This is a genomic window from Marinomonas polaris DSM 16579, from assembly GCF_900129155.1.
Lineage (GTDB): Bacteria > Pseudomonadota > Gammaproteobacteria > Pseudomonadales > Marinomonadaceae > Marinomonas > Marinomonas polaris.
On record NZ_FQVF01000003.1, the window covers coordinates 258,969 to 285,726 of the forward strand.

Here is a 26,758-nt window from a genome sequence, read left to right on the forward strand (position 1 = left end):
TAAATTTCATTGACAGGTATTTATTTTTATCCCATTGTAAGTGATCAAAGATCAAACAATCTTCTAAAAATAAATGTTGATCTTGGCTCGATCGAACAGCACATAACATCATTTATTGAACTTTTGTGCGTTTTAGAAGACAAGGCAGCCGGAGTAAAATAAAAATGATAAAAGCTACCACGCAATCGCAATTGTCTAATCAGATTAGTGCGAAAAAACGAAAAATAGCGCTTGTGAGTGCCATCTCAGCGACGATAATTTTCGGTGCTATGGCCCTTGATACAACCGTCATTGTTAATGGTTCTGTTAACGATCTAAGACAACAGGTTTTCTCTCCTGATAATTACGCAAATACCCACTATGCAGATATCAAATCCTATGTTTTAGACAATTCAGTCAATGCAATTACACTTCTTAAAGAACTCCAAATTGATAAGAAAGCGGCTGGGGATAAATATGGCGTAGGCGGTGGCATTGGTCCCGTTATTCCTGTTTCTTTTGAAGGTACCATTGATAGTGGAAGATCAGGCATTTTTAAAGTTAGCATCCCAGGATTCCCTGACAATCAAACCGTTCGTATTCAAACTGGTCCAGCTATTAATGGAACCGACCTTCGCGATGCAACGGGGAAAATTAGTTTTGGGGAATTCACCAACCAAATTGAATATCAAGACGTTGGTGCGGCACTGAACCGAGCGATGAAAGCAGACATTTTAGAAGACCTTGACCGAACTACTTTGACAGGAAAAATAGTTGAGATAACAGGGGTGTTTCGTCTTATTAATGCTAAAAACTGGTTAGTTACACCAGTAAGGATGAACCTAAAATGAGCCTAGCTTTCAATCATTCATCAGATGAACCTAAAAGCGATGTCGTTTTAGCAGCTCGTAATATTGCGAAGTCTTTCGGGAACACTCACGCATTAAAAAGCGTTAATTTTGATGTTTACCATGGGCAAGTAACGACATTATTTGGTGAGAATGGTGCGGGGAAATCAACCTTAATGAAGGTTTTATCTGGGGTTATTGCACCAACCTCTGGCGACATAATTCTAGACGGCTCTCCGGTACTCTTTAACAACGCGAATGAAGCTAGAGCAAATGGCATTTCAATCATCCATCAAGAATTAAGCCTTGCGCCCAATATGAACGTGCGCGACAACATTTTTATGGGTAGAGAAATCATCTCCAACGGTAGTGTTGACTTTGCTGAAGAAGAGCGTCAAACACGAGAGTTGATGGCAGGACTCGAAGAAGATATCGATCCATTAACAATGGTTGAGGAGCTTCGCCTTGGACAGCAACAAATTATTGAGATTGCTCGCGCCATATCGCAAAAATCCAGAATATTGATAATGGATGAACCCACTTCTGCACTCAGTGCAACAGAAGTGGAGGTACTGTTTAAAGTCATTCACGATCTAACCAGTAAAGGCGTTTCCATCGTTTACATTTCACACCATTTAGAAGAAGCCCTATTGATCACAGATCATGCCGTGGTTCTACGCGATGGAACAATGACCGCTTATGCACCACGTAAGGATATAGATCTTGAATGGATTGTACGCAACATGGTTGGTGAGAATTTTGATTTAGGCTCGCCACCAGAAGGTTATCAATTTGGTGATGTAGCGCTAAAAATAGACGATTTGGTCATATCAGACCCCAATGGGGCCGATTTCAATGTTGTTGATAAGTTGTCCCTAGAAGTTAAAGCGGGTGAAATAGTTTGTGTTTATGGGTTGATGGGGGCAGGACGTTCTGAGTTCATGGAATGTGTTGCCGGAAGACTTAATGCTCAGTCTGGCACTATCCTACTGGGTAACGAGGATATTAGTAAGCTCACCATTGCTGAACGAATTAACGTCGGTTTGGCACTAGTGCCCGAAGATCGTCAAAAAGATGGCTTGGTTCAAACCATGTCTGTAGGCCAGAACTTATCTTTGGCTAGCATTTCTGATTTCACAAAAAAGCTGTTCACCTCGATCAACTCCGAAAACTCGCTAGTAAGACAGTCAATAAAAGCAGTCACGGTGAAGACTTCTAGTGCAGATGCCGCTATTGGATCTTTGTCCGGCGGCAACCAACAAAAAGTGGTGATTGGTAAAATGTTAGCGACAAATCCGAGGGTTCTGCTTTTAGATGAGCCGAGCCGAGGTATTGATATTGGGGCAAAAGCTGAAGTATTTAAATTGCTTTCAGAGCGAGCAAAAGATGGTCTTGCCGTTATTTACTCCACGTCAGAAGTAGCAGAGTGCTTAAGCATTGCCCACCGCATTATTGTTATGCATAAGGGTCAAATTTCTGCTGAATTCGACTCAACCGTAAGCAAAGAAAAAATCATGGCTGCATCCGGCGAGTCCGTTGCCCATTAAAAGATTATAAGAATAATTTGGAGTAATACCATGTCTACCACCGCTCAAAACAAATCTGCAGATAACTCGCCTGCTAAACCAAAGAAATTAGATATTGGCCGCTTGCTACTTGAAGGTAGAGCCTTTTTCGCTTTGATAGCGATCATCATTTTTTTCTCTGTCATGTCACCTTATTATTTTACGGTCAATAATTTTCTGATCATGTCATCACATGTGGCTATTTTTGGCTTGCTCGCTCTTGGCATGCTACTGGTCATTTTGAATGGCGGCATCGATTTATCAGTAGGATCAACCTTGGGGTTATGTGGTGTGTTCGCTGGTTTCTTAATACAGGGGGTAAATATAGAGCTACTGGGCATTACTTTTTATCCATCCTTGTGGGTAGTTGTTGTTTTGACCTGTGCTTTAGGTGCTGCGGTTGGCTGTGTTAACGGCATACTCATAGCTCATTTCAAAGTACCTGCATTCGTGGCAACTCTTGGCACTATGTATGTGGCGCGAGGTATTGCTCTTCTAATCACTAACGGTCTGACATACAACAAACTGGACGGAAAACCTGAACTTGGTAATACAGGTTTTGAGTGGCTAGGCTTTAACCGTTTAGCGGGCATTCCGATCAGCGTCATTGTATTGATTATTGTGGCATTAATATGCGGTCTCGTATTGAGCCGCACAGCCTTTGGTCGCTGGTTGTATGCTTCTGGTGGCAACGAAAGTGCGGCAAATCTATCAGGTGTTCCTGTTATCCGAGTCAAAGTCGTTGTGTACATGATATCTGGTATTTGTGCTGCACTTGCGGGTCTTGTTCTTGCATCACAATTAACATCCGCAGGCCCTACTGCTGGAACGACCTACGAGCTAACTGCCATTGCAGCGGTGGTTATTGGTGGAGCAGCACTAACTGGCGGCCGAGGTACTGTACGAGGCACCATCCTTGGTGCCTTGGTTATTGGCTATTTGTCCGATGGCCTTGTCATTATTGGTGTCTCAGCCTATTGGCAAACCGTATTCACGGGCACTGTTATCGTCTTGGCGGTATTACTTAACAGCTTGCAATACAGCTCAAAAAGAAATGGTCGCTAAAAATGTTGTGTTTCTCGCTTTATAAAATAACAGCAGACAAACACATACAACTCGCCGAGTTTCGGCACACTCTTAAAATAATAAATTGGAGCACTTTATATGTTCAATATGACTAAGCGTTTACTGATTGCATCTACTGCTAGCCTAACCCTTATGACGGGCAATGCATGGGCGGATGGATTGATGTCTATTATTGTTAACAACCCTTCTAACCCTTATTGGTTTACCGAAGGCCAAGTCGCTAAAAGAACAGCCGAAGAAATGGGTTATGAAGCTAATGTTTCTGCTCACAAAGGGGATACAAATACTGAGAGCAAGCTGATTGATACAGCTATCACTAACAAAGCAAAAGCTATTATATTAGACCCAGCTAACGCTGACGGATCCATTGGTGCAGTTCGCAAAGCGGTAGCAGCAGGGATTCCAGTGATTATCATTAATGCCGAAATCAACCAAAGCGGTCTTGCAAAAGCACAATTGGTATCCAATAACGCCCAAGGCGCCGCATTAGGTGCCATGCAATGGATTGAAAGTGTTGGAGACTCAGGAAATTATGTTGAACTGTTTGGTGCACCAAGTGATAACAACGCCCAAACACGCTCAAACGGCTTCAAAACAGTGTTATCTCAGTATCCAGATTTGGTTAAAGTTGCGAGCGAAGTCGCTAACTGGGATCGTACTCAAGGCTATACAAAAATGCAGTCAATTCTACAAGCAAACCCAAATATTAAAGGTGTTATAAGCGGCAACGATGATATGGCGTTAGGTGCAATCGCAGCGCTAAAAGAAGCTGGTAAACTTAGCCAAGTAAAAGTAGGCGGATTTGACGGCTCTCCAGATGCTGCAGAAGCAATTCTCAATGGTGAAATGGAGTACACAGTACTCCAACCTGTGGCAACATTTGCAGCAGAAGCTATTCGCCAAGCTGATAACGTCATTAAAACAGGCAGCACAGGTATTGATTCTGAAAAACAATTGTTTGACTGCTACTTAATCACATCTGACAACATTAAATATTACACTTCTGCTTTCACACTATCTAAACATTAATCACGACTCGCTTTTAACGTAAGTTCTAGGGCTACAATCGTAGCCCTTTTTAGTCTTCTAAATCTAAAGATCAAGATTACAGAAGTAAAGTTGGACAATGTTAAATCTAGTAAGGGGACGCATTAAACATCACAAAATATGCAATTTACCATTAAAACTCATCAGCTTTTCTCTGGCCTCTTGGCTGAGTTCACTGTCTGTATATATTTCTGAAAACTGATCAAGTTCTGCCACTTTAAACAAAGAAAAGCTATTATATTTACTGCTATCAGCCACTAGAATACTTTCTTCAGCACACTTCATCATATCGGCTTTAAGCGCTGTTTTTGCTTCTTTTGGCGTAGTTACACCATGCTCAAAGCTCCAAAAGTTACTACTTATAAAAGCAATATCCGTATGAATAGACTGAAGTAGCCTTCTTGCATGCTCTCCAACGCAAGACTGGCTGGCATTATCAATCTCCCCACCAAACATGGTTACTTCAATCTGTTTGAATTCACTTAAAAACAGCGCAATTCTTAAATCAGGGGTGATAACCCTGAGAGGAAGATGTGTGATATTTTTCGCAATTTCCATTGTCGTCGTGCCGGCATCTAAAATAATAGAATTCCCAGACTCAACTCGCTCAGCTGCTGCTTTAGATATCCTTTCCTTTTCAGCCTTAAATAATTGGTTTTTTTCTTGAACAGAAAGCTGTGTCGCAACAAAATTATTTAAAGTGACACCACCATGAGTCCTTCTAACAACACCCTGATTTTCTAGATCGATTAAATCTCTCCTTACTGTTGCAGGAGAAACATTTAGAGTCTGAACAAGCTCATCAACAGTCGTTAAATTAGTATCTTTTAAGTAATCAACTATATCTTTATAGCGGTGCTGTTTTTTCATCAACTTTGGTCACCCTAGTTAAGTAAATAATCACGAATTCACCCAAAATAGTGTAATCGAAGGAAATATTGTAATAAGAACCAAGCAGCAGAGCAAAGTCCCTAAAGGCACCAACGTCGCTAATATGACTTTTTCAACCTGGATTTCAGCCACTTGGCTCGCAGCAAACAAGGTTACCCCAAGTGGAGGGGTAAACATACCTATGGCCAAGTTTACAACCATCACCACACCAAAATGAACAGGATCAATACCATAAATAATAGCAATGGGGGCAAGTATAGGTGCAAGTAGTAAAATCGAAGCAGATGTTTCAACAAACATACCAACAACTAAAAGCAACAAATTAACCGCTAAGAAAAACTGTAACTTAGTCGAAAAGTTATCCGTAGCAAAAGTAGAAAGTAGCTGAGGCAAATCGGACCGACTCACAAGAAAACTTAACAATGAAGCTGCCGCAATAATTAGCATCACAGAAGACGTTGATACCACAGAACCTTTAAGTATCCTTGGTATATCTTTAAACGAGATTTCTTTATAGACAAAAACGCCCAGTATCAGACCATAAATAACAGCGATAGCTGAAGCTTCAGTTGGAGTGAAAACACCACCATAAATTCCACCAAGAATCATGGTAGGCATTAGCAAAGCCAGTAAGGCATCTTTTGATGAAGCAAGTAAACTCTGTTGATCATTTGCATCATTTTTGCCATGTCCAGTCACAATACACCAAACAATAACCATGATAATAAGAGCGACGCCCATAAGCAGCCCTGGGCCTATTGCTGCAAGAAAGAGCTTACCTATGGATGTATTGGTACTAACACCATACATAATTAATGGTACAGATGGAGGAATAACAATTCCCAAATTCGCAGAAGACGCCTGAATCGCCGTCGCCATAGGTTTAGGATAACCATGTGCTATCATCGCTGGAAGCAAGATCGCTCCTACAGCATATGCTGTCGCAACACTCGACCCAGACACGGCAGCAAAAATCATACTGGTGATAACACAAGAAATCGCTAAACCACCCTGAAGGTTACCCACAAGAGATTTTGCAAAAGTTACCAAACGTTTTGAAACGCCCCCTTGCCCCATAATATTTCCGGCGAGGATAAATAAAGGAACTGCCATTAATGGAAAGCTATCTAGACCAATAAACATTCGCTGTGGAATGATTATTAATGGGAGGTTACTGAAAAAATAAAGCCCTACTGCTGACGCAATAACAATAGCGACGGCAATAGGTACAGACAAAGAAATGAATGTAAGTAATAACGAAACAATGGCTGTTGGCATGACTAGACCTCTGCGGTTTTAGTTATTTTAAGATCGGCAGGTTCAGATTTATTTTCGACATTTAATATATGCCATTCAAGTAAGGACGGAATGCTTAGAACAGCGCCAATAGGGATACTGATATAAAGCCAAAACGCTGAAATATTTAACATAGCGACATTCTGATTTTTTACCCTTACCGCAATATCCCAGCCATACCATATCAACACACCAAAAAAAATCAGCACAATGATGGTAACCGCTCGTTTTACCCATAAACCAAAGATATCTGGCAGTACTTCCACAAAAAAAGTAATACTGATCATACTTCCACGGCTAAATACACAGCCCATAGAAATATAAACCATCCATACCATCATCACCCTAGCCGAGATTTCAGACCAAGCTGATGGAGCACCAAATACAAACCGAGTGATGACTTGATAAAACACTAATAAAGCCATGAGCCCCATAAGAACCGCAGAAACATTTAAAGCAGAATTATTAAGGAATCGACTAAATTTAATAATGAATTTTGCCATTTTCGTATCCTCAAATAAGAAGGCTGATACTTTCATACCAGCCTTCTTAACCTATTATTTCATGCTTTTTATTTCAGCTAGTTTCTCAGTAAACTCCATTTCCTTGGCGATCTTATTACGAACACCCTCGGTAGCTTTTACAAAAGGTGCTATATCCACTTTATGAATAGTCATACCTTTTTGAGTCAGCTGATCAGAAGCTTCATTTTCAAGTTTCTCGCGCGACTGACGCATCACTTTAGCTGCAACATCGGCCGCTTGCTGAACCCACTTTTGCTCATTTGAGTTAAGTCCATCCCAATATCCCTGAGACATAGCAATAACAGCTGGACTATATAGGTGCTGAGTCATAGAGGCTTGTTTTTGAACTTCATAAAGCTTTGATGTTACCGCAAGATTGATCGGATTTTCTTGCCCATCAATCGTTCCTTGTTGAAGCGCAGTGAATACTTCCGTCCAAGACATTGGGATTGGCGAAGCACCTAATGCATTAAATGTCGCTAAATGAACCCAGTTTTCCATCGTTCTGATCTTTTTACCTTTAAGATCTTCAGGCTTCAAGATCGGGTCACCATTATAAGTAAGCTGGCGGAATCCATTTTCCCCCCAAGCCAAACCTTTAATCTGATGCTCTGACATTCCGTTAAGAATATCCTTCCCTATATGACTATCTAGTACGCGATGCGCATGATCATAACTTTCGAATACATAAGGAAAATCAAACAGATAAACATCTTTATCAAAGTTTCCTAAAGGCCCCGTTGAAGAAATAGTCATTTCAATAATGCCTAACTGCAGACTCTCAACCACTTCACGTTCACCACCCAAAGCACCCGCAGGTTTCAAATCGACTTCAATTTTATGGTCACTTAGCTTTTCCAGTTCTGATTTAAAAGCATTACCGGCCGCACCATATTGTGAATCCATCGTTTGGGTAAAAGCGAGGTTAATGGTTTTAGCCTCTAGAGCCAACGGAGAAAGGGCGAGAGTAGTTAAAGCAGCACATTGAATTATTTTTGTCTTTATTATATTCATTGGGGTTTCCTTTAATTTACGTTATTGCTTATGATCATTTTATAAAGTGAGATTTACTTAAGTGATTAACTGAATACTGTGAGCGAGTTCATCTTTATTGAAGACTTTCTTCCAATCTGGGTAGAGCAACTTATCCAAACCATTATCGATTGCTTTATTGCAAGCATCAGAAAATTGACCATCAATTTCATCAAAAATAACCGCTGACAGAATATTCATATGACCAAGAAGGAAGTCACGAGCACAATCATACGGAACACCACCATCAACCACTTCATCCATAGCTTGACGCATTGCAGTCAACAAAGTTGCGCAAACAGTTTCAGACAAACCTGGCTCTAACATTGCCATTTGATGCAAAGTAACACGGTACGAATTTTTGATCGGTGCATAGATAGTCTTCGCAATATCTTCCCCAAGCTCCCATGCAGAATCAGGACCTTGCAGTAAAGTTGAGACAACGCTTTGCTTTGCATGTAAACCACCAAAGTGGTCATTTAAAGCATCTTGATTAAGTTCTTTATTAAAAATGACTGGATGGCAAGGATGAGTCACAAAGTACACAAGATCATCACGCTTAGGGAGATGACCAGCAAACGGTGCAGCAGCATCAAGAACCACAACCATAGTCCCCGGTTTCAAATGCTCACAAACCTGACTACTGATTTTTCCAATGAGAGTATCCGGCACAGCCAAAATAACCGCATCAGATGCTTCTAAAGCCGAATTTTGCTGATCAGGGCCAATCGCATCAATATTAAGCTGCTCTTTTAGGTTCTTACGACCTTGCTCGCTTATTTCAACGTGATTAACCTTATAATCTGAATTTTGCAGGTTTTTAGACAAACGCATGCCCATTTTTCCGCCTGCACCGATTAAAGATATAGTTGTCATACTTACTCCACTTTTATTGTTTTGCTTTATGAGAAAAATACGATAATGCCTGCGATAACTCAGGATGAGTCACGGCATAATCATATATATTTTGATCTGAGATACAGGAATCCCAAGCTTGTCTAATGGCTTTTACTCCACCCTGAGCACCCAATGGGTGACCATGTATACCACCGCCGCCGAGATACATTAGTTCTGTAGATTTACCTGTTCGATTGTAGGTTTCTGGCACCTGACCACCCCACTGACCGGAGCAAAAAACAGGTAAAGTTGCAGATAAATGGCCAAGAGGTTGAGTCATTGCATAATAAGCCTCCATCACGGAATCATTACCTTGCCAATACTTCCCATCAATACCATTAATTTGAAGATGATCTATGCCTAATAGACGCCAAACTTTTTGCCAAACATTGAAAGAAATCCCCCAATCGCTGCGCTCATTAAAAGCCAGCCCATTAGTATGAGCATGCAAAATAACATCACTAAACTTATTAATTGAATCTAAACCGCAAATACCTATTTGATTGACGTTTATAACAGCAGCATCACCGCCTTTGCTTTTCAAATACTCATGATTACGTTCAATTTCACCAATATCTGAATGACAAATGTTAAATGCATAAATGACTTTCTTACCGCTTTTTTGCTGCCAATTATCAATAACAGGCATAATAGCGTCGATGCGATCTTTTACATGAGAGTATGGCGGACTTTGTAGTTTCTCATCGTCTTTGATGAAATCAATGTCAGCAGCCACAAGCTGTGCAACCAGATTTGCACTGTCTTCTGGCGTAATACCAATATTCGGTTTTAAGATCCCACCGATCACTGGCCCTTCTGACATTCCCAATTTACGATAAGTACCTTCAATACCAAATTTTGGACCTTGAAATTGAGCAACAAATTGATCGGTGAATTGAATGTCTTCTATTTTTAAACGTTCAATCACCTTAATAGAAGAGACCCCACCACAAGCAATAGTGAAAATAGCAGACAAGTCATATCCGCATAAATCAATAGGGTAAGAGATAACCACACGGCCACGATATTGCTTTAATGATGAAACAAAATTTTCTTCTACAGAAATAATTTCGGCCGAAAAGCATCCCACATTACCGCTTGAGATATCTGGAATTTTCGTAAAAGTTCCAGTTGTTTGATCATTACAAATTTTCTCAGCAACTTGAGCTAAACTGATGAAACTATGAATTAAGTACGTAACCTCAAATCTATCCATCATTTACTCTCCACCTGAGCATAATCGAACAAAGAAATCTTCAGATCCCATTTGCCCACCTTTAAGAGCCACCTCTACCCCATCTATATCACTGTCTTGAGCATGAGCACTGCATAGAGGAACACCTGGGCAAAGTGGTGCAATAAACGTCAAAGCATCTAAGTTTAAACTTTGAATACAGTAACCTGAGGTATCACCACCTGCGACAGCAAGTCGCTCAATAAGACCCGTCTTTGTAACGGCTAAAGCAATAGCACCAAGGAAACTACCAAGCATTTCATCAAAATGTAGATCTCCGTCTTGAGAAGTGGTCGTTGAACCGCTTTTCTGAGGACCCAAAGCGGAATACACCAAAGGCGATTTATTACTACTAAGTAAATCAATACAGGTTTGAACGATCTCATCTAAATATTGAGACCTGCTTTCAAGCATCAATAATCTGGCGATATCAAGTTCAACGGGAATGAAACCATGGCTCAACGCATAATCAATTTGACTACTTGTGATAGAAGAACAACTACCGGATAGCGCCAAAATCCTAGACTTAGGCGTGATATTGATATTCTCGACAAGTTTATTTTGGCTATAAACGGCATCTTCGAAACCAGATGAAGAAACAGAAAAGTGCAGACCCTCTTGGCAATGCTCATTAATCAGCGCCCCAACTTTAGCTTGAGAGGAATAATCAACAGAATCAAAGATAACCACTTTATTCTCAGCAATAAATTGCTGTAATTTAGTCGCCGCAGAGTCGTCTGAGTACATACTCAAATTAACTGAGGCGCAATCAACCTCACCTAACTGATGCATATGCTTTACCAGATTCGCTTCTGTCATTGGCGTTGCTGGATGGCAGCTCATCACAGGGTGTCGATCTATGCGATAAGTCTCCCCTTTTGAATCAGCAAACAACTCACCAAAGCACACGTAGCGTTTAATTTTTGGAGTGCCCACTACTATGGATGTCCAGCTAGGCGATAAAACGTCAATTCCGACCTGAGTTGCTACGGCTAAGTTACCTTTATGAAAGTTAGAATCGAAAGTTGAACAGACTTTATAATGTATATATTTAGGATCGAAAGAATTTAGAAAACGATATACTTTCGGTAATTCAGCTCTCATCCACGCAGGATCTTTGCTTCGACTTATCCCTGCCACTCCGACACAGTCGTAATCAGAAAAGTTAACCGCATCATTTCCCTCTGGCACACGAAGCAATAGAATCGTTTTCTTGCCACGTAAGCTTAGACTTTCAAGTACATCAGTGGAGCCGGTGAAATCGTCTCCGTAAAATGCCAATTCTACTGTTGAGTTCAAAACCAATTCCTTATTCTTATTTTTTGACAATTCCACTAAGAGATGAAGAACAAACCTTAAGCACAATGTCATTGTTATGATTTAAAATACTCAAAAAATCATATCTATTCAATCATTATTTTGATTATTTACCTTCATACAAACAAAAACAAATCAAAAAAAATCTTTTTTACAATCATAAAATTCACATGAGATTTGCATAAAAAATATAGAAAAACCAACTATAGCAATGCAATAGGACTCTAAATACCATTAAAAATGGCAAGAAAGCTTAAATACGAACGTGGTTAAAGAAGAGAAGAGAAGAGAAGAGATAATGCTAGAAAGAATGTAAAAATGATTTCAAATCCTCAAAATATACCCATGTATTTTATGAGAAAAGGAAACACCTCTTACTACATAGAGTTGAAATGCAGCTCATCAAAAGACGATAGAATGACATGGGGATCACTACACAACGCCCCATGTCATAGGTCATTATTTCCCCCAGTTTTCTATCACCTCGACAAAATGACTCAGAAATAAGTTAGTCTGATATGCATCCAAGGCTCGATGATCGATACTAAGAGACACGTAGCATTTTGGTCGGATGACAATTATGTCTTCACCATTCGCTTCTTCCACCACGGCTCTTTTTTCAAGTTTCCCGATCCCCAAAATAGCCACCTGAGGCTGGTTGATAATAATCGGCGTAGCAAATAGGCTTCCGCTCACGCCATGATTTGAGATGGTAAATGTGCCATCTCTCATGTCTGCTGCAGCCAATTTACCTTGTCTGGCTTTGTCTGTTTGTTGCTGTAGGGCTGAGGCGATTTCAAACAAGTTCTTCTCTTGAACCTGTTTAACGACTGGGACAATCAGTCCATCATCACCTAACGCTGTGCCGACACCTATGTTAATGTCTTCAAATATTTCCAAGCAATCATCATGAAAACGCGAATTAACGACAGGAACTTTTTGCATTGCCTTAGCACTGGCGGCCAAGAAATAAGCGGTAAAAGTCAGCTTTACACCCGCTTCTTCAAAGCCCATTTTGCACATTTTTCTATGCTCTATGATTCGCCCCATATCCATTTCAAAGACGCTAGTCACATGCGGCGAAGTGTGCAGTAAGCTATCTACCATATGATTCGCAATTTTCTTGCGCATGGAAGTATGAGGAACCAGCTTACTTTTTAAACCATGCGATTTTTCTGCTGGGATAGAAGTATTTGAGTGACTTTTATCCTCATCAGCTCGGGTATCAATAAAGGCTAAAATATCATCTCGCGTAACACGTCCACCTTTACCTGAGCCATCAATAGAGGACAAGTTCAGGTTATGTTTTCTCAATAACTTTCTGACCGCAGGTCCAATTAAATGGCGTTTTGAGCCATCGTCAGCCACGTCGCATTTAGCAACCTCTACAACTGACGCATTTTGCGAAGCGTCATTAGCAACAGGAGATAATGATTTATCTACAGAAGCTTTATCTACCTCTGATTGTTCACCACAATTTAAGTAGCCAAGGATGGTCTTTTCATCAACATTATCACCCGATGTCGCCAAGATTTTTCCAATGGAGCCATCATTTTCAGCACACACTTCCATCGATACCTTGTCGGTTTCCAGCTCTAATATGGGATCGCCTTTTCGAACTTGATCACCCTCTCCTACCAACCAAGTAGAAAATACCGCCGCGGTTCCTTCCAACGCGCCCACTGGAAGCGTAATAGTCATTGATTCGTTCATCGTTTCCTCCTCACACTTCAATCAGTTTTTTCATGGCGAGAGCGATCTTTTGCTCACTCGGCACGGCTTTTTCTAACAAGAGAAAATTGTGAGGATTAGGGATATCAGGCATGGTCAATCGTTGAATCGGCGCATCAAGACTAAAGAACAATTCATCGGCTAACGTCGCCGCAATTTCAGCGCCAAAACCAGCGGTTTTATTATCTTCATGAACAATCAAACAACGTCCAGTTTTCTCGACAGAGGCAAGTATCGCCTCTTTATCCCATGGCTGAATGGTTCGAAGGTCAATAACTTCAATGCTCATATCAAGACTCGTTGCTGCATTTTGACAGCGTTCTACCATCGCGCCCCAACAAACTACCGTTAATGCGGTGCCTGATAGAATCGTCTTTGCTTTCCCAAATGGGATGACATAGTCATCACCAGGATATGGACGACGCGACCAGCTATTGTCTAATAAAGATCGATGCTCAAAGAAAATAGTTGGATTATTGTCTCTTAGGGCAAAACGCAGCAAACCAACAGCGTCTTCAGCGTTTGAAGGCATAGCCAATTGCCAGCCGACTTTATGCGCCCACTCCACTTCGTCACTCATGGAATGCCATGGATCACCTCGACGGGCAAACCCGCCCGGAATTCTTACAACCATGGGCGCAGCAAATTGGTTATTAGTGCGCCAGCGCATAATGCCGGTATCAGAAAGTTGTTCAGCTGCAGGCTCAGCATATTTGCGGAACTGTATTTCTGGCACTGGCATCAAGCCACTCAACGCCATTCCTACAGAGCGACCAATAATCCCTTCTTCAGATAAACTGGTATCAAACACTCGATTACCGCCAAACTTTTCATTCAGACCAAGCGTTGCTCCGTGAACACCGCCTTTCGGTCCAACATCTTCGCCGAATACAACCACTTTAGGGTTCGTTTCTAGTTCGTAATCAAGTGTCTTGCGGATCGCCGTTAGCATGTTAAGACGAGAACCTTCAGGCTTAGTCTGATCGCTTTGAGCTGGAAATACATGACCACTTGCCGCTAATCCACCCCGAAGCTGAACCTGATCTTTTTCGGCATAAACAAAGCGTGTAAGATTTTCAGGATCAGGTTGCTGACGCTCCTTCGCTTTATCAACCGCATTACGGATATTACGATAACTTTCGTCTTCCAAATCTTGCCATTCATCTGCGGTCATTAAGCCATTATTTAATAGATAGCTTTTTAGCTTAGGAAGCGGATCTCTGGATTGCTCATCGGCAATAAAGTCAGCATCTTTGTAAGTTTGAGTGTCTTGGAATGTGTGACCACATAAACGCGGGACTTTTAGTCGAAGTAAACAAGTGCCTTGCCCAGATCGGACATAGTCGACAGCTTCTTTTATAAGTGCTGGAGTCAATTCTGGGTCGGTTCCGTCGCCATCAATAATCTTCAGATTTTTATAGGCTTTAAGATTCGCCACCTGATCACCGCCAGGCGTTTGTACTTCCTGAGGTACTGAAATGCCATAACCATTATCTTCAATGTAAAATAAATGCGGTAAGTTGTTGGTCGTTGATATGTTTAATGCCGCCCAAAAACCACTTGTCGACATGGAGGAATCGCCACCCATTGAAACAGCAATAGCACCCGTATAGCTTGAGTCCTTCAACTGATTTTTGTGATAAATAATGGATTGCGCCCAACCAGATATAGGCGAATATTGTGCGCCAACACCGCCACACATAGGGAATAACATAGCGCCTTTTCTATCGGTATTAGGATAGTTACACACTACGCCGATGTCTCTACCATCACTGTAGCCGCCCGCTTTCGCCATAGGCGATGCAACCACTTCATCCAAATCGATCCCAAGACTCATGACAAAAGGTCTAGAACGATAATAGCCACTTGCAGCATCGTGAGGATGTGTCAGCAAAGAACCTAAAATAATCTGAGCAAAATCATGTCCACGAGCAGAAAACTGGTTAAACACTAACTTTTCTGGCACTAACTCTTTTTCTTCTATCTGATCCAGAGCACGAGATAAAAGCATTAATTGACTAACTTGAAGCCAATTAAATTCAGGCTTTTGACGTATGAAATTTGTGACGTGATTACTTTTTTCTAGCAATTGATTCATAGAGGTACACCATCTTCAGCTGCTTTTCAGCTTTATTGTTATAAGTATGATGTAGTTAATCTTATCTATGATTCAGCGAAATTATCTTTCTTAATTGCCGAGTCTTTGACAGACTGAGCAACAAAGTTTCTTCAAATAACAAAAAATGGAAACACTTTCATGCTCGACAAATTTGACATCAGTATTCTTGCCGCCTTACAAAAAGACGGTCGTTTAAGTAATAGAGATTTAGCAGATAAGATTGGCCTTTCAACCGCACCTTGCTGGCGACGCTTAAAACGCCTAGAAGAAGAAGGCTATATCAATTGCTATACAGCAGAGTTGAATCCGAAGAAGGTGAACTTAAATGTGATCGCCTTCGCGCAAGTCTCAATGGATAACCATCACCCAGAAACACTGGAACCTTTCCTTTCCATCGTACGCAACTGCCCTGAAATACAGGAATGTCATTCTGTCAGTGGTGATTGTGACTACCTACTAAAGATCATCACCAGAGACCTAGATAGTTATGATGAGCTTTTGAGCAAACAACTTTTGCAAGCAAAAGGCGTTCGCTCGGTAAACACCATGTTTTCAATGAGACAGCCAAAAATAACAAGGGAATTCCCGTTAAGTGAATTCCCTCTAAGTGACTACTCGTAATATAAAAAAACGGCGCAAAGAGAAACATTTATTAACCTCTCTTTGCGCCGCAGTCTAGTCTTAAGCCAACACAAACTCTTCTATCTGTTTGCTCATACGCTTATCTTCTGGCAAGTATTTCTCCATTGCTACCATAAGTTCACGGTGTTGCAAAATAGCGAGACACTCTTTTTCACTGAGATGATCTAACAGGCTTTGAATATTGTTACTGTTAAGGATTTGCCATTCGGCACAAATCCACGCGCGACAAAATTCTTTGTTTGGTTCATCTATTGGCATTTGAGCAAGGTGCCAATAAAAAAGTGTCGCATCAGATGACAAACGTTTTAAAGAAGACAAAGCGCCATCAAAATCTAGCTCGCTTTGCGCTTCATCATAGTGACTTTGCATGTTAATAATTGGGTGCGGACGCTTTTCTTCTGGTGCGCGCATAAGACCCAAGTAATGAATCACATTGCCACGTTTTGCACCGCCACTGATCCAAGATAATGGAATAGACAAAATCAAACCAAAGCTAATTGGCAAAGACCAATAGAACAACTCGATACTTAAAAATAGCGCCCCACTCGCCAATCCTAAGCCCAATAAAGTATGACTACAGTGCGCACGAGCAGCGACTTTCCATGAAGTTGCGCCGTCATCACGAGACTGAGGTTTCCAGCCACTGTCGCGACCTTTAAAAACATCGTAAACCACTTGAAATTGAGACAACATCAAAATAGGTGCATACAACGCTGACAGCACGGTCTCTACCAAGGTACTTAAGGTCAGTAATATCGGTCCACCAAATTGCATGCATCGGCGAAAGTTCAACATCGCTGACAACCAGCCATACACTTTAGGGGCTAGCACCAAGGCCATGGACAAGACGAACAAAGAACGCGCTTTTTCGAAATCAAACACCGGCCATGTTGGAAATAACGATGGATTAGCAAAATACTCAGGACGGACAAAATACGCCTGAACCGCCAAGGCAAAACCCACCACGATCAACATCAACCAGAAAACAGCACTCAGGTATGACATGATGCCAGACATCAAATGTAAGCGAGTCGCAAAGTGAAAACCTCTAGCAAACACAAAGGCTTTGTGCTGCAAGTTGCCCTGACACCAACGGCGATCACGCACAATCACATCCACCAGCGACGGTGGTGCTTCTTCGTAAGACGCTTTCAAATCCGTATCGAAACGCACGCCCCAACCAGCACGACGCAATAACGCGGCCTCCATGAAATCATGGCTCATCACATGACCACCGAAAGGCGCTTTACCTTCTAATACTGGCAAGCCACAAGCATCGGCAAATGCTTTGGTACGAATAATGGCGTTATGTCCCCAAAAGTTAGAAGAATAACCATGCCACGCCGCCAAACCAGAAGCATAAATAGGGCCAAAACAATGGTTGGCAAACTGTTGAATACGGCTATATAAAGTGTTCGCACGAATGATGGTTGGTAAAGTTTGAATCAAGCCCAAACCTGGTTCGGCTGCCATACGACGAGTCAGAGAAATAAGGCAATCCGCCCCCATCAAACTGTCGGCATCCAACACAATCATGCATTCATAATCGCCGCCGTAACCTGTCACCCACTCAGCAATGTTGCCAGCTTTACGCTCGGCATTGTTGTAACGACGACGGTAATAAATTGGGCAAGCCGTAGCATCATCATTTAGCAAAGGACGAAACGCTTGTTCCTCGGCAATCCAGGCATCCGCTCTGTTAGTATCACTAAGAATGAAGAACGCAAATTTGCCCGGAGCCTGTTTCATCAGGTCTTCATGCATGGCTTGGATATTGGCACGAATACGTAGAGGATCTTCGTTATAAACAGGTAATAAAATGGCCGTAACGCCTTCTACGTCTTGTTCTTTACGAGTGTGGGAAAAAGGCCACAGCTGGAAAATCAAGCCAAGCGTTGCTTGTGAGAACGCAAAAGAAATCCACGTAAAGTTAATACAAAATAAAACCAAGAACACCCACTGCAAACCAGCAATAGCATTAGTATTCAGCACACTGTACATTTCAGTGGCACCATACCAAGACAATCCAGCAGTGCTTAATAAAACAAACAAGCGCGAAAGAAATGTCGTAACGGCAAAACCTTGCAATCTTTTCTTACGAGCTTGGGGAGCTTCATCAACGGTATGACGCGGCATATCCAAAGGCGAAGCTTGCGGCAATGCTAATTTTGTTGCGCTATCCTTTAACATGATTATTCCTTCATCCAACGATACAGCCAAGTAGGAGCAACGGCAGTATCTCCCTGTTTAAGTTGAATTCTTAGCTCTGCCAAATCCACATCTTGTGGGTCAAAAGAGACGTAAACACGAACACCATTTTTATGGGGGTTTTTGACGGCTATCGCTTCGAGTATTTTTCCTTTACTAATGCTGGCATCAATAGTCAGATCGTCAATATTAACATCCGGCATTTTATTGAAATCAATCACTACTTCTGGGTTTGTCTTAAAGAGCTTCACGCCTTTGGCACTGCGAACAACACGAGGGTAATCCAATGAAACAGGCGTGTCGTTAGACCAAGTCATCAAATATTGATAAGTATATGATTGGTCTTTTTTAAGGCCATCTTTAGGCTGCCAATACGCAACGATGTTGTCATTGGTCTCAGAATTTGACGGAATCTCTACTAGTTCAACGTGCCCAGCCCCCCAATCATTCATCGGTTTAATCCAAGCAGAAGGACGTGTGTGATAGCTGGCTTCTAAATCCTGATAATCTTCAAACTTACGATGACGTTGGATCAGGCCAAAGCCTTTTGGCGAGGTATCACTAAAGGCGCTAACTTGCAGTGATTTTGGGTTATTCAGAGGTCGCCAAAGCATCTCATCTTTACCGGTTAAAATCTGTAAACCATCAGAATCGTGGACAGCGGGACGGTAATCAGGAACATCAGAAACATCCAGTGAGCTGTTGTACATGAACATCGATGTCAACGGAGCAATACCCACATTCTTCAAATCAACTCGTGGAAACAAGGTCGCTTTTACATCGATACGAGTCGGCTTTCCTGGATAGATGCCGAAACGATAAGCTCCAGTAACACTCTTACTGTCCAATAAAGCATGAACAACAATAGCGTCTTGGCTTGATGATGGACGTTCAATCCAAAATTGCTTGAACATTGGGAACTCTTCACCCTTTGGCTGGGCAACATCTACAGCAAGACCTCGGGCTGACAAGCCATAAGACTGACCTTTGGAAACTGCACGAAAATAACTAGCACCTTGAAAAACAGCAAATTCATCATTCGTGTTCGCATCATTAATTGGGTAATGCAAACGTAATCCGGCATATTTGCCAACCTGAGAAATCAGCTTACTAATCTCTGCATTCGGTGTGGTAAAAGAATCTGACGATACATTCAAGGGAAAAGCACGGCCATTTTCCACGACATCAATAGAGACTAAATCTTTAAATATAAAACCAGGAGCAAACAGCTGAACTGAAAATTTTGTTGGCGTGTTTCCCCAAACCGCTTGGTTTTGCTGGAAATTAATTTGTCGATAGGTAGGATAATCCATATCAGTCAGTGCTTGCGGTGCTTTCTCCGCAGGCTTCATTGGAGATTGAGCCAACTCTTTCGCCAAATCAATAACCGTTTGATTTGAAAAAGCATACCCTTTTGACTCTTGCTCTAATTGAACGCTTTCAGCCACAGGAACAGAATCCACCTTAACATCAGACTCTTCTGCTTGTGCATGACCTATTAAGTTAATTAATAGGGACGTTAATAAAGATCGTTTTATAAGCCAAAACGAATTGGCGCGCATGTGAGATAAAGAAGTAAAAAATAATTTCAAAAGAAGCTCTCTCGTTGCTTAATTGGACTTAACCAATCCTCAACATAAGGATGACGTCATAAATTTGACACTCATGATATAAGTAAACTCGCGCGAGATTAAGGCAGCAAAGTCGGAGGAATTCATAAGAATTAAGGAGAGATTGTGCTTAAGGAAGTTTAATGATGCTTATTATCATTAAACTATATCTCTCAACCGACTACATCGCTGTACAAATGCGCTTACTCGACTGATATTGAACAATATATTAAAGAAGCCTTCGTACTCAATAGAGATAAATCATGTTCAAACAACTCAATAATTGGCTGGAAAAAAGACAAATTAAAGCAATGGAATTTACCATAGAACAATGGGAATCCGCCATTGCTGATTGGCACGTTATGAACCGTTACCAAGGCGCTGAACGTGACACACTTCGTGATATGAGCTTTCATTTCCTTGCTCGTAAAGGTGTTACTCCTGGTGCCGAATTTCAATTCACTGAAGCCATGTGCCTAAAACTTGCCACCATGGCATGCGTGCCTATTTTGCATCTCGGTTTAGATTGGTACGACCACTGCAAAACCATCATTTTGTACGAAGGTGACTTTATCACCAACCATCCTTATCAAAGTGAAGATGGTGTCGTACATGCTGAAGGTCGAGGGTTAAGCGGCGAAGCTTGGCAGAGAGGACCGTTGATTCTATCGTGGGAATCCATCCTAGAAACGGGCGCTCATGCCCGTCATGGCAAAGCCAGTAATGTGGTCATTCATGAGTTCGCACACAAATTAGACATGCTTCGTGATGGCGCTAATGGCGCACCGCCGATGCACCCGGATATGAAGCCCGGGGAATGGCACGACATATTCACCGAAGCCTTTGAACGTCTACAAAATGACTGGCAACATCACAAACACTTACCACTGGATGAATATGCACTAACCAACCCTGCCGAGTTCTTCGCGGTGTGCAGTGAAACCTTTTTTGAAGATCCTAAAATGATGAAAAAAGAGATGCCTGATGTTTACCGACTACTGTGCCAATTTTATCGTCAGCAGCCGGCGCCCTGACTAGGTCACAGGTCCAATTCAAATGTCGATACAGTGTCGTCCAGTATTTGCATAAAACCACGAATCAATTCATGAACTTTCATGCACTCAGGGCGCTCCAAATTATCAACTCTTGACCAAAGCGCGATGTCTCGCCTTGGTCCTTTTGGTCCTGGCACCTTGATCAATTGATCGATTTCAACCGCTCCAGTCATTAAGGATAAACGAGCAGGTAGACGAACCAATACATCGGACGTATTTAAAAGGTGTAAAACCGAGCGAATACTTCCCGTAAAAGCCATGCTGGCAGCTTTGAGCCCGATAATCTCACTAGGCCGATCAAGAAAGCCAGCATTTGCTCCTGCCGCTATCCAATGTTGCTTCTCCAAAATCTCTTGAGAAATAACGGTATCCCTTCCTCTCAGAGCCGATTTTTTCCCAACAAAAACACCGGAGCGATCTCGAAACAACAACTGTCTATCGAGCGCCCCTTGCTTAACTGTAAGGTGCGCAGGCGCCAATAAAAAGTCGAGTTCACCCTTTTGCAATAACTCAATCTGGGCGGCCGCGGAGCCCGTCCTAAAGTGAAAGACATAACGCTTTTCTTGCATAAAATAGGCGGTCATTTGCTCTACCGTGGCAAATTCCCAAAGCGGATCAATACCAATCACAAATTCATTATGATAGCCGCTATGAAACTGTCGAATGACCTCTTCACCTTGTTCTGTTTCAGCCAAAATCCTTTCGCCAATTTGCGCTAATCTTGCACCAATTTCGGTAGGCTGTACGCCATAACGCGTTCGAATAAGCACTGGTGCACCGACTCTCATTTCCAACTGCTGAATACTACGCGTCAATGTTGGCTGAGTTATATACAGCTGCTCACAAGCTCGACTAAGAGAGCCCTGCTTCACAACGATGGCTAATTGCTTCAATAAGTTAGGATTCATCTATGCGTTTTCTATTAGTCTTGAGATAAAAATCTATTTTTACTTATACCTTGAATACATTAAAGTCATTTCTATTCCAGACAGCAAATATTTTAATTTCTAATAGCCAGCCACAGACAATAATAAGAGGACAATCCATGCAATTTTATCAACAAGGCTTTCACCCAGGCGATCCTAAAATTACAGACCCTGCAGATCGAGTCATCGCTCCGCCTTTAAAACATCCACTGCCATCAGAAGTAGATGTAATGATCGTGGGTTGTGGTCCTGCAGGGCTCAATCTCGCCGCGCAGTTGTCGAAATTTGCCTCTATTTCTACCTGTATTGTCGAACAAAAAGACGATCGTTTATTAGTAGGTCAAGCTGATGGTATTGCTTGTCGTACCATGGAAATGTTTGAAGCCTATGACTTCGCAGATCAAATTAAGCAAGAAGCCTACTGGGTAAACGAAACCGCTTTTTGGAAACCTAATACTGAACAACCAGAGCAGATTGCACGCAGTAGCAAAATTCAAGACGTGGAAGATGACTTATCTGAAATGCCTCATGTCATCATCAACCAAGCCAGAGTGCATGACGCCTTTCTTGATGTGATGCGCCACGGGCCAGGGAAAGTCGTTCCTCATTACTCCCGCCAACTACTCAACCTTGAAGTCGATCCAACAGTCACAGACTACCCGGTGACACTGACGTTTGAACGCTTAGACTCTCAACATCTTGGCGTGATCGAGACGGTTAAAGCCAAATACGTGGTTGGGTGTGACGGTGCTCGGAGCACTGTACGTAAATCCATTGGCCGTGAATTGGTCGGCGATTCTATCAATCAAGGATGGGGCGTTATGGATGTATTGGCAGTAACCGACTTTCCTGATATTCGCCTAAAATCAGCGATTCATTCCAGTAATGAAGGCAACATGCTGATCATTCCGCGCGAAGGCGGTTACATGGTGCGCTTGTATATAGAGCTGGACAAACTAAAAAATAATGAACGACTCAGCAAGCAATCAATCACAACCGATTACCTTATTGCTGCAGCAAACCGCATCATGCATCCGTACTCCATCGAGGTGAAAGAAATCGCTTGGTGGAGCGTGTATGAAATCGGCCAACGGCTTACTACCGCGTTTGATGACGCCGAAGATGGTCGATTACCTCATGTATTTTTAGCTGGCGACGCTTGTCACACTCACAGCCCAAAAGCGGGACAAGGACTGAATACTTCGGTCAATGACACATGGAATTTGGGCTGGAAACTTGCCCATGTACTAACAGGAAGAGCAAATTCAGAATTACTGCAGTCTTATTCTTTCGAAAGACAAACTGTGGCTCAGCAATTAATCGATTTCGATCGCGAGTTTTCGAAAATGTTCAGCGCCAAACCTAAATCTGCGACCAATCCGGATGGTGTTGATCCAACCGCCTTTCAGCAATACTTTGTTCAATTTGGTCGCTTCACCGCTGGTACCGCAATTCACTATCCGCAGTCAGACTTGGTATCATCTGGACAACATCAAGGTTTAGCAACAGGGCAAACCATTGGTATGCGTTTTCATTCTGCCAAAGTGACTCGCCATGCTGATGCGAAACCAGTACACCTTGGTCACAGCATGAAAGCCGATGGTCGTTGGCACATTCTCGCCTTTGCAGGAGAGCAAAACTTCATGAGCGATACTTGCAAAGTTAAAGCGCTATGCGAGTTTTTACAAAACAATCCGTCATCCCCTATCCAGCGTTTTACACCAAAAGATGCAGATATCGATGCCATAATCAATGTGCAAGCTGTCTTCCAAGTGCCTCATCGGGAAATAGAAGTAGCCGATATTCATTCGCTTTTACAGCCATCAAAAGGCTGCCACGGGTTAAAGGATTATGAAAAAGTCTACAGCGCTCTTTGTGAAGAGAACTCGTTCTATGACAAACGAGGAATTGACAAGAGAAACGGCTGCATCATCATCGTTCGACCTGACCAATATGTTGCTGATGTTTTGCCATTAGACGATCAAGATGGTTTAACAAGCTTCTTTGAGAAGGTATTACTTAACATAGCTTCCTAGTCTAGGAATTTAAGCAGAAACAAAAAGCCGGACAATAGTTCGGCTTTCTTGATTTACACTCTGTTTAAGGAAAGCAGTAAGCATAAACACTGGTAGGCCTATACAGTAATATTATGTAGACAAAATATTTCTCATGCTGATACCAGTATAAACAACAGCCAATAGGATACGATAAAATACTAATAGTTTCATTTTATGTATCTTATTGTGCTACATTTTTGTAAGTGGAGTTCAAAAATAAATTTCTAAAAATAAAAATATATGAATTCAATGAGGTCTAGATGGAACCACTTATTCAATCTCATCATAACCTGTTACCAGTAGAAATTTTCACCTCAGAAATCCGTAAAGTGTGCGGACAATTTGATGTCGAACCCAAGTCAAGAACAGGTATGATTGATGGAGGAGTAACTACCAAACGCTTCGGGGCTTTTGATACAGCAATTGTAGACATTAATTCTGTTCAAATAAAAAGGGATAAAAAAGCCATACGCCAAGACCCTGGAGAATACTTTTTCCTTTTAGTGCAAGACTTAGGGTGCAGCCAAGTCCAACAAGAAGAAAATATAACAAAATTGCGTCCAGGCGATATGTTTCTTGTCGATTCAGTGAAACCATCATCATTCCGATATGACAATAACAGATCTCGCCAAATATCCTTTCACATTCCTCGAGATGAAGCGATGCATCGCTTTGGCAATATTGGCTATGGTGGCATTAGCATATCGCGAGATGACCCACTCTGGTTGGCAATACATTCTGTCTTGAGAAAAATGATTACATCTGACGATACGCACCAACAGTCTTTAGGTGATGCTTTTCTTAGTTTAATCAGTGCATACCTTCACACCACATATAATGTTAGCCATATAGAGCCAAGCGAACAGCTACTTTCAAGAGCGTTAGCGCTTATCGATAAACACTGTTTAAACTCAAGCTTTTCTCCACGTGATGTTGCATATCATTTAAATATTTCTGAACGAACCCTACAACGGCACTTTCAAATTTTAGGCGAAACACCAAGACATAGGATTATTAACACAAGACTTGAACACGCTCACACTAGACTGTGTTTACGAAAAGAAGGGGTATTTAATGAAAGTGTGACCGATATTGCACTTAGCTCAGGATTCAACGATTTATCTTATTTTTATCGCGAATTCAGAAAAAAATACCATACAACACCGGGGTCAACGCAATAGTGACGTAATTGTCCAATAGTGTTGTCGGATAAGTCCAAGTCCCCACTGTTAAATTTTTTTTATCATCCTTGTTACTCGTTATTTGTTAACGCACCGAGCAATTATGGAGAATAAAAATAATGAACAGTTCCATTTCAAATAGAGCAGATGATGCAAGTTTCGATGTCCTAAACCCTTCTACAGGCCAAATTGTTGGTCATACTGCAAATATGGGGAATGATGAGTTAAATATAGCGGTGGAATCCGCTAAAACCGCTTTCCTATCTTGGTCTTCGCTGGCTGATGACGAACTTAAAGAGAGATGCCTTGCAATAACTAAGAAAATAGAAGATCACTCCGAAGAACTGGCAAAACTAATAACCCTTGAACAAGGAAAACCATTAAATGGTTTAGGTTCTCGCTGGGAGATAGGTGCCGCTGTAGCTTGGGCTGGATATACATCTAATCTATCTATTCCCGTCAAAGTATTACAAGACAACGAAGATGGAAAAGTGGAACTACACCGAAAACCACTTGGCGTTATCGGCTCGATCACACCATGGAACTTTCCTGTATTAATCGCAATTTGGCATGTAATACCGGCACTAAGAACAGGTAATACTGTTGTGATTAAACCCTCACCAAATACCCCTCTATCTACAATTCGTCTAATAGAAATAATGCAGGAAGTATTACCTCCCGGTGTTGTTAATGTCGTAACAGGTGACGATAAAGAATTCAACTTAGGCGCAGCAATGTCTGCACACCCTGATATAAGAAAAATTGTTTTCACTGGCTCATGTGCAACAGGCAAAAAAGTAATGAAGTCCGCTGCCGACAGTATGAAAAGACTCACCTTAGAGCTAGGTGGTAATGATGCTGGCATTGTTTTACCGGATGTCGATCCTAATGCCATTGCAGAAGGCTTATTCTGGGGGGCGTTTATTAACAATGGACAAACCTGTGCTGCAATGAAGCGACTATATGTTCATGAGTCAGTGTATGACGCTGTATGTGAATCGCTTGTTGAATTTGCTAAAAAAATACCCGTTGGTGACGGTATGAATGAATCAAGCATATTAGGCCCAATCCAAAATAAAGCACAGTTTGATAAAGTTTCACGCTTGATTTCAGAAGCCAAAGAGCAAGGAAAGGTGCTATTAGGAGGCGAGCCTGGAAAAGGTCTTTTCTACCCTCCAACAATTATTTCCGATTTGAAAAATGGAGATTCTTTGGTTGATGAGGAACAATTCGGACCAGTATTACCTATTGTAAAGTATTCCAATCTAGATGAAGCGATTCGTCTTGCCAATGACTCACCTAATGGCTTAGGTGGGTCTATTTGGTCATCAAATATCGAAGCGGCGAAAAGCATTGCTAACCGATTAGAATGCGGCTCAGTTTGGATTAATAAGCATGGTGCTATTCAACCGAATGCCCCCTTCGGAGGCGTTAAATCATCTGGTATCGGTGTAGAGTTTTCAGATGAAGGCTTAATTGAATATACCGATATTCAAGTTATTTTTAGCTAATT

Annotated in this window: 21 protein-coding genes; 9 read left to right on the forward strand and 12 right to left on the reverse strand. The window is 41.7% G+C overall.

The features are described from left to right. Positions 1-164: 164 nt before the first annotated feature. The 4 genes from BUA59_RS03265 (at position 165) to BUA59_RS03280 (ending at position 4,507) form a co-directional block, all read left to right on the forward strand. Positions 165-830, forward strand: coding sequence for a DUF2291 family protein (locus BUA59_RS03265; RefSeq protein WP_072838291.1), 666 nt, complete (start codon positions 165-167; stop codon positions 828-830). Next, positions 827-2,374 carry a sugar ABC transporter ATP-binding protein gene (locus BUA59_RS03270; RefSeq protein WP_072838292.1) on the forward strand — a complete coding sequence of 516 codons (1,548 nt, stop codon included), beginning with the start codon at positions 827-829 and terminating at the stop codon, positions 2,372-2,374. The genes BUA59_RS03265 and BUA59_RS03270 overlap by 4 nt, the downstream gene beginning before the upstream one ends. Before the next feature lie 30 nt (positions 2,375-2,404). Further along, positions 2,405-3,457, forward strand: a complete 1,053-nt coding sequence (locus BUA59_RS03275) for an ABC transporter permease (RefSeq protein ID WP_072838293.1) — start codon at positions 2,405-2,407, stop codon at positions 3,455-3,457. Positions 3,458-3,556: 99 nt separating this feature from the next. Then, a complete protein-coding gene (locus tag BUA59_RS03280; protein ID WP_072838294.1) occupies positions 3,557-4,507 on the forward strand; it encodes a D-ribose ABC transporter substrate-binding protein in 951 nt (316 codons plus the stop codon). 129 nt (positions 4,508-4,636) lie between these two features. On the opposite strand, the gene BUA59_RS03285 is transcribed toward BUA59_RS03280, so the two are convergent. The 9 genes from BUA59_RS03285 to BUA59_RS03325 form a co-directional block, all read right to left on the reverse strand. Then, the gene (locus BUA59_RS03285) at positions 4,637-5,395 is read right to left on the reverse strand and encodes a DeoR/GlpR family DNA-binding transcription regulator (protein ID WP_072838295.1); all 759 of its coding nucleotides are present in this window, start codon (positions 5,393-5,395) and stop codon (positions 4,637-4,639) included. Between the two features lie 30 nt (positions 5,396-5,425). Continuing rightward, positions 5,426-6,694 carry a TRAP transporter large permease gene (locus tag BUA59_RS03290; RefSeq protein ID WP_072838296.1) on the reverse strand — a complete coding sequence of 423 codons (1,269 nt, stop codon included), beginning with the start codon at positions 6,692-6,694 and terminating at the stop codon, positions 5,426-5,428. A gap of 2 nt (positions 6,695-6,696) precedes the next feature. After that, positions 6,697-7,215, reverse strand: a complete 519-nt coding sequence (locus BUA59_RS03295) for a TRAP transporter small permease (protein WP_245813084.1) — start codon at positions 7,213-7,215, stop codon at positions 6,697-6,699. A gap of 54 nt (positions 7,216-7,269) precedes the next feature. Further along, positions 7,270-8,250 carry a DctP family TRAP transporter solute-binding subunit gene (locus BUA59_RS03300; protein ID WP_072838298.1) on the reverse strand — a complete coding sequence of 327 codons (981 nt, stop codon included), beginning with the start codon at positions 8,248-8,250 and terminating at the stop codon, positions 7,270-7,272. Positions 8,251-8,307: 57 nt separating this feature from the next. Next, entirely contained in the window at positions 8,308-9,144 is an 837-nt protein-coding gene (locus BUA59_RS03305; protein WP_072838299.1) for a phosphogluconate dehydrogenase C-terminal domain-containing protein, read from the reverse strand. A gap of 13 nt (positions 9,145-9,157) precedes the next feature. After that, a complete protein-coding gene (locus tag BUA59_RS03310) occupies positions 9,158-10,384 on the reverse strand; it encodes a ribulose-bisphosphate carboxylase large subunit family protein (RefSeq protein WP_072838300.1) in 1,227 nt (408 codons plus the stop codon). After that, on the reverse strand, positions 10,385-11,698 hold the full coding sequence (locus tag BUA59_RS03315) for a four-carbon acid sugar kinase family protein (protein ID WP_072838301.1): 1,314 nt from the start codon (positions 11,696-11,698) through the stop codon (positions 10,385-10,387). 477 nt (positions 11,699-12,175) lie between these two features. Next, positions 12,176-13,429: a 2-oxo acid dehydrogenase subunit E2 gene (locus BUA59_RS03320; protein ID WP_072838302.1), complete on the reverse strand. Its 1,254-nt coding sequence runs from the start codon at positions 13,427-13,429 to the stop codon at positions 12,176-12,178. A gap of 10 nt (positions 13,430-13,439) precedes the next feature. Continuing rightward, positions 13,440-15,545 (reverse strand): alpha-ketoacid dehydrogenase subunit alpha/beta, encoded by a 2,106-nt coding sequence (locus BUA59_RS03325; RefSeq protein ID WP_139248828.1) that lies wholly within the window; start codon positions 15,543-15,545, stop codon positions 13,440-13,442. A 159-nt stretch (positions 15,546-15,704) separates the two neighbouring features. On the opposite strand from BUA59_RS03325, the gene BUA59_RS03330 reads away from it, so the two are divergent. Continuing rightward, on the forward strand, positions 15,705-16,187 hold the full coding sequence (locus tag BUA59_RS03330; RefSeq protein WP_072838303.1) for an Lrp/AsnC family transcriptional regulator: 483 nt from the start codon (positions 15,705-15,707) through the stop codon (positions 16,185-16,187). 60 nt (positions 16,188-16,247) lie between these two features. Here BUA59_RS03330 and mdoH read toward each other — a convergent pair whose 3' ends face one another. Both mdoH and BUA59_RS03340 read right to left on the reverse strand, forming a co-directional pair. Then, positions 16,248-18,398: a glucans biosynthesis glucosyltransferase MdoH gene (mdoH, locus tag BUA59_RS03335; RefSeq protein WP_072838304.1), complete on the reverse strand. Its 2,151-nt coding sequence runs from the start codon at positions 18,396-18,398 to the stop codon at positions 16,248-16,250. Between the two features lie 2 nt (positions 18,399-18,400). Further along, on the reverse strand, positions 18,401-20,008 hold the full coding sequence (locus tag BUA59_RS03340) for a glucan biosynthesis protein G (RefSeq protein ID WP_245813085.1): 1,608 nt from the start codon (positions 20,006-20,008) through the stop codon (positions 18,401-18,403). Positions 20,009-20,289: 281 nt separating this feature from the next. Between BUA59_RS03340 and BUA59_RS03345 the strand changes: the two genes are divergently transcribed. Beyond that, on the forward strand, positions 20,290-21,060 hold the full coding sequence (locus tag BUA59_RS03345) for a M90 family metallopeptidase (protein ID WP_072838305.1): 771 nt from the start codon (positions 20,290-20,292) through the stop codon (positions 21,058-21,060). Positions 21,061-21,065: 5 nt separating this feature from the next. Here BUA59_RS03345 and BUA59_RS03350 read toward each other — a convergent pair whose 3' ends face one another. Continuing rightward, positions 21,066-21,989: a LysR family transcriptional regulator gene (locus BUA59_RS03350; RefSeq protein ID WP_072838306.1), complete on the reverse strand. Its 924-nt coding sequence runs from the start codon at positions 21,987-21,989 to the stop codon at positions 21,066-21,068. A gap of 137 nt (positions 21,990-22,126) precedes the next feature. On the opposite strand from BUA59_RS03350, the gene BUA59_RS03355 reads away from it, so the two are divergent. The 3 genes from BUA59_RS03355 (at position 22,127) to BUA59_RS03365 (ending at position 26,756) form a co-directional block, all read left to right on the forward strand. Then, positions 22,127-24,043 carry an FAD-binding monooxygenase gene (locus tag BUA59_RS03355; RefSeq protein ID WP_072838307.1) on the forward strand — a complete coding sequence of 639 codons (1,917 nt, stop codon included), beginning with the start codon at positions 22,127-22,129 and terminating at the stop codon, positions 24,041-24,043. A gap of 281 nt (positions 24,044-24,324) precedes the next feature. Beyond that, positions 24,325-25,245 (forward strand): helix-turn-helix domain-containing protein, encoded by a 921-nt coding sequence (locus BUA59_RS03360; protein ID WP_072838308.1) that lies wholly within the window; start codon positions 24,325-24,327, stop codon positions 25,243-25,245. A 119-nt stretch (positions 25,246-25,364) separates the two neighbouring features. After that, positions 25,365-26,756, forward strand: a complete 1,392-nt coding sequence (locus tag BUA59_RS03365; protein ID WP_139248829.1) for an aldehyde dehydrogenase family protein — start codon at positions 25,365-25,367, stop codon at positions 26,754-26,756. Positions 26,757-26,758: the final 2 nt, after the last annotated feature.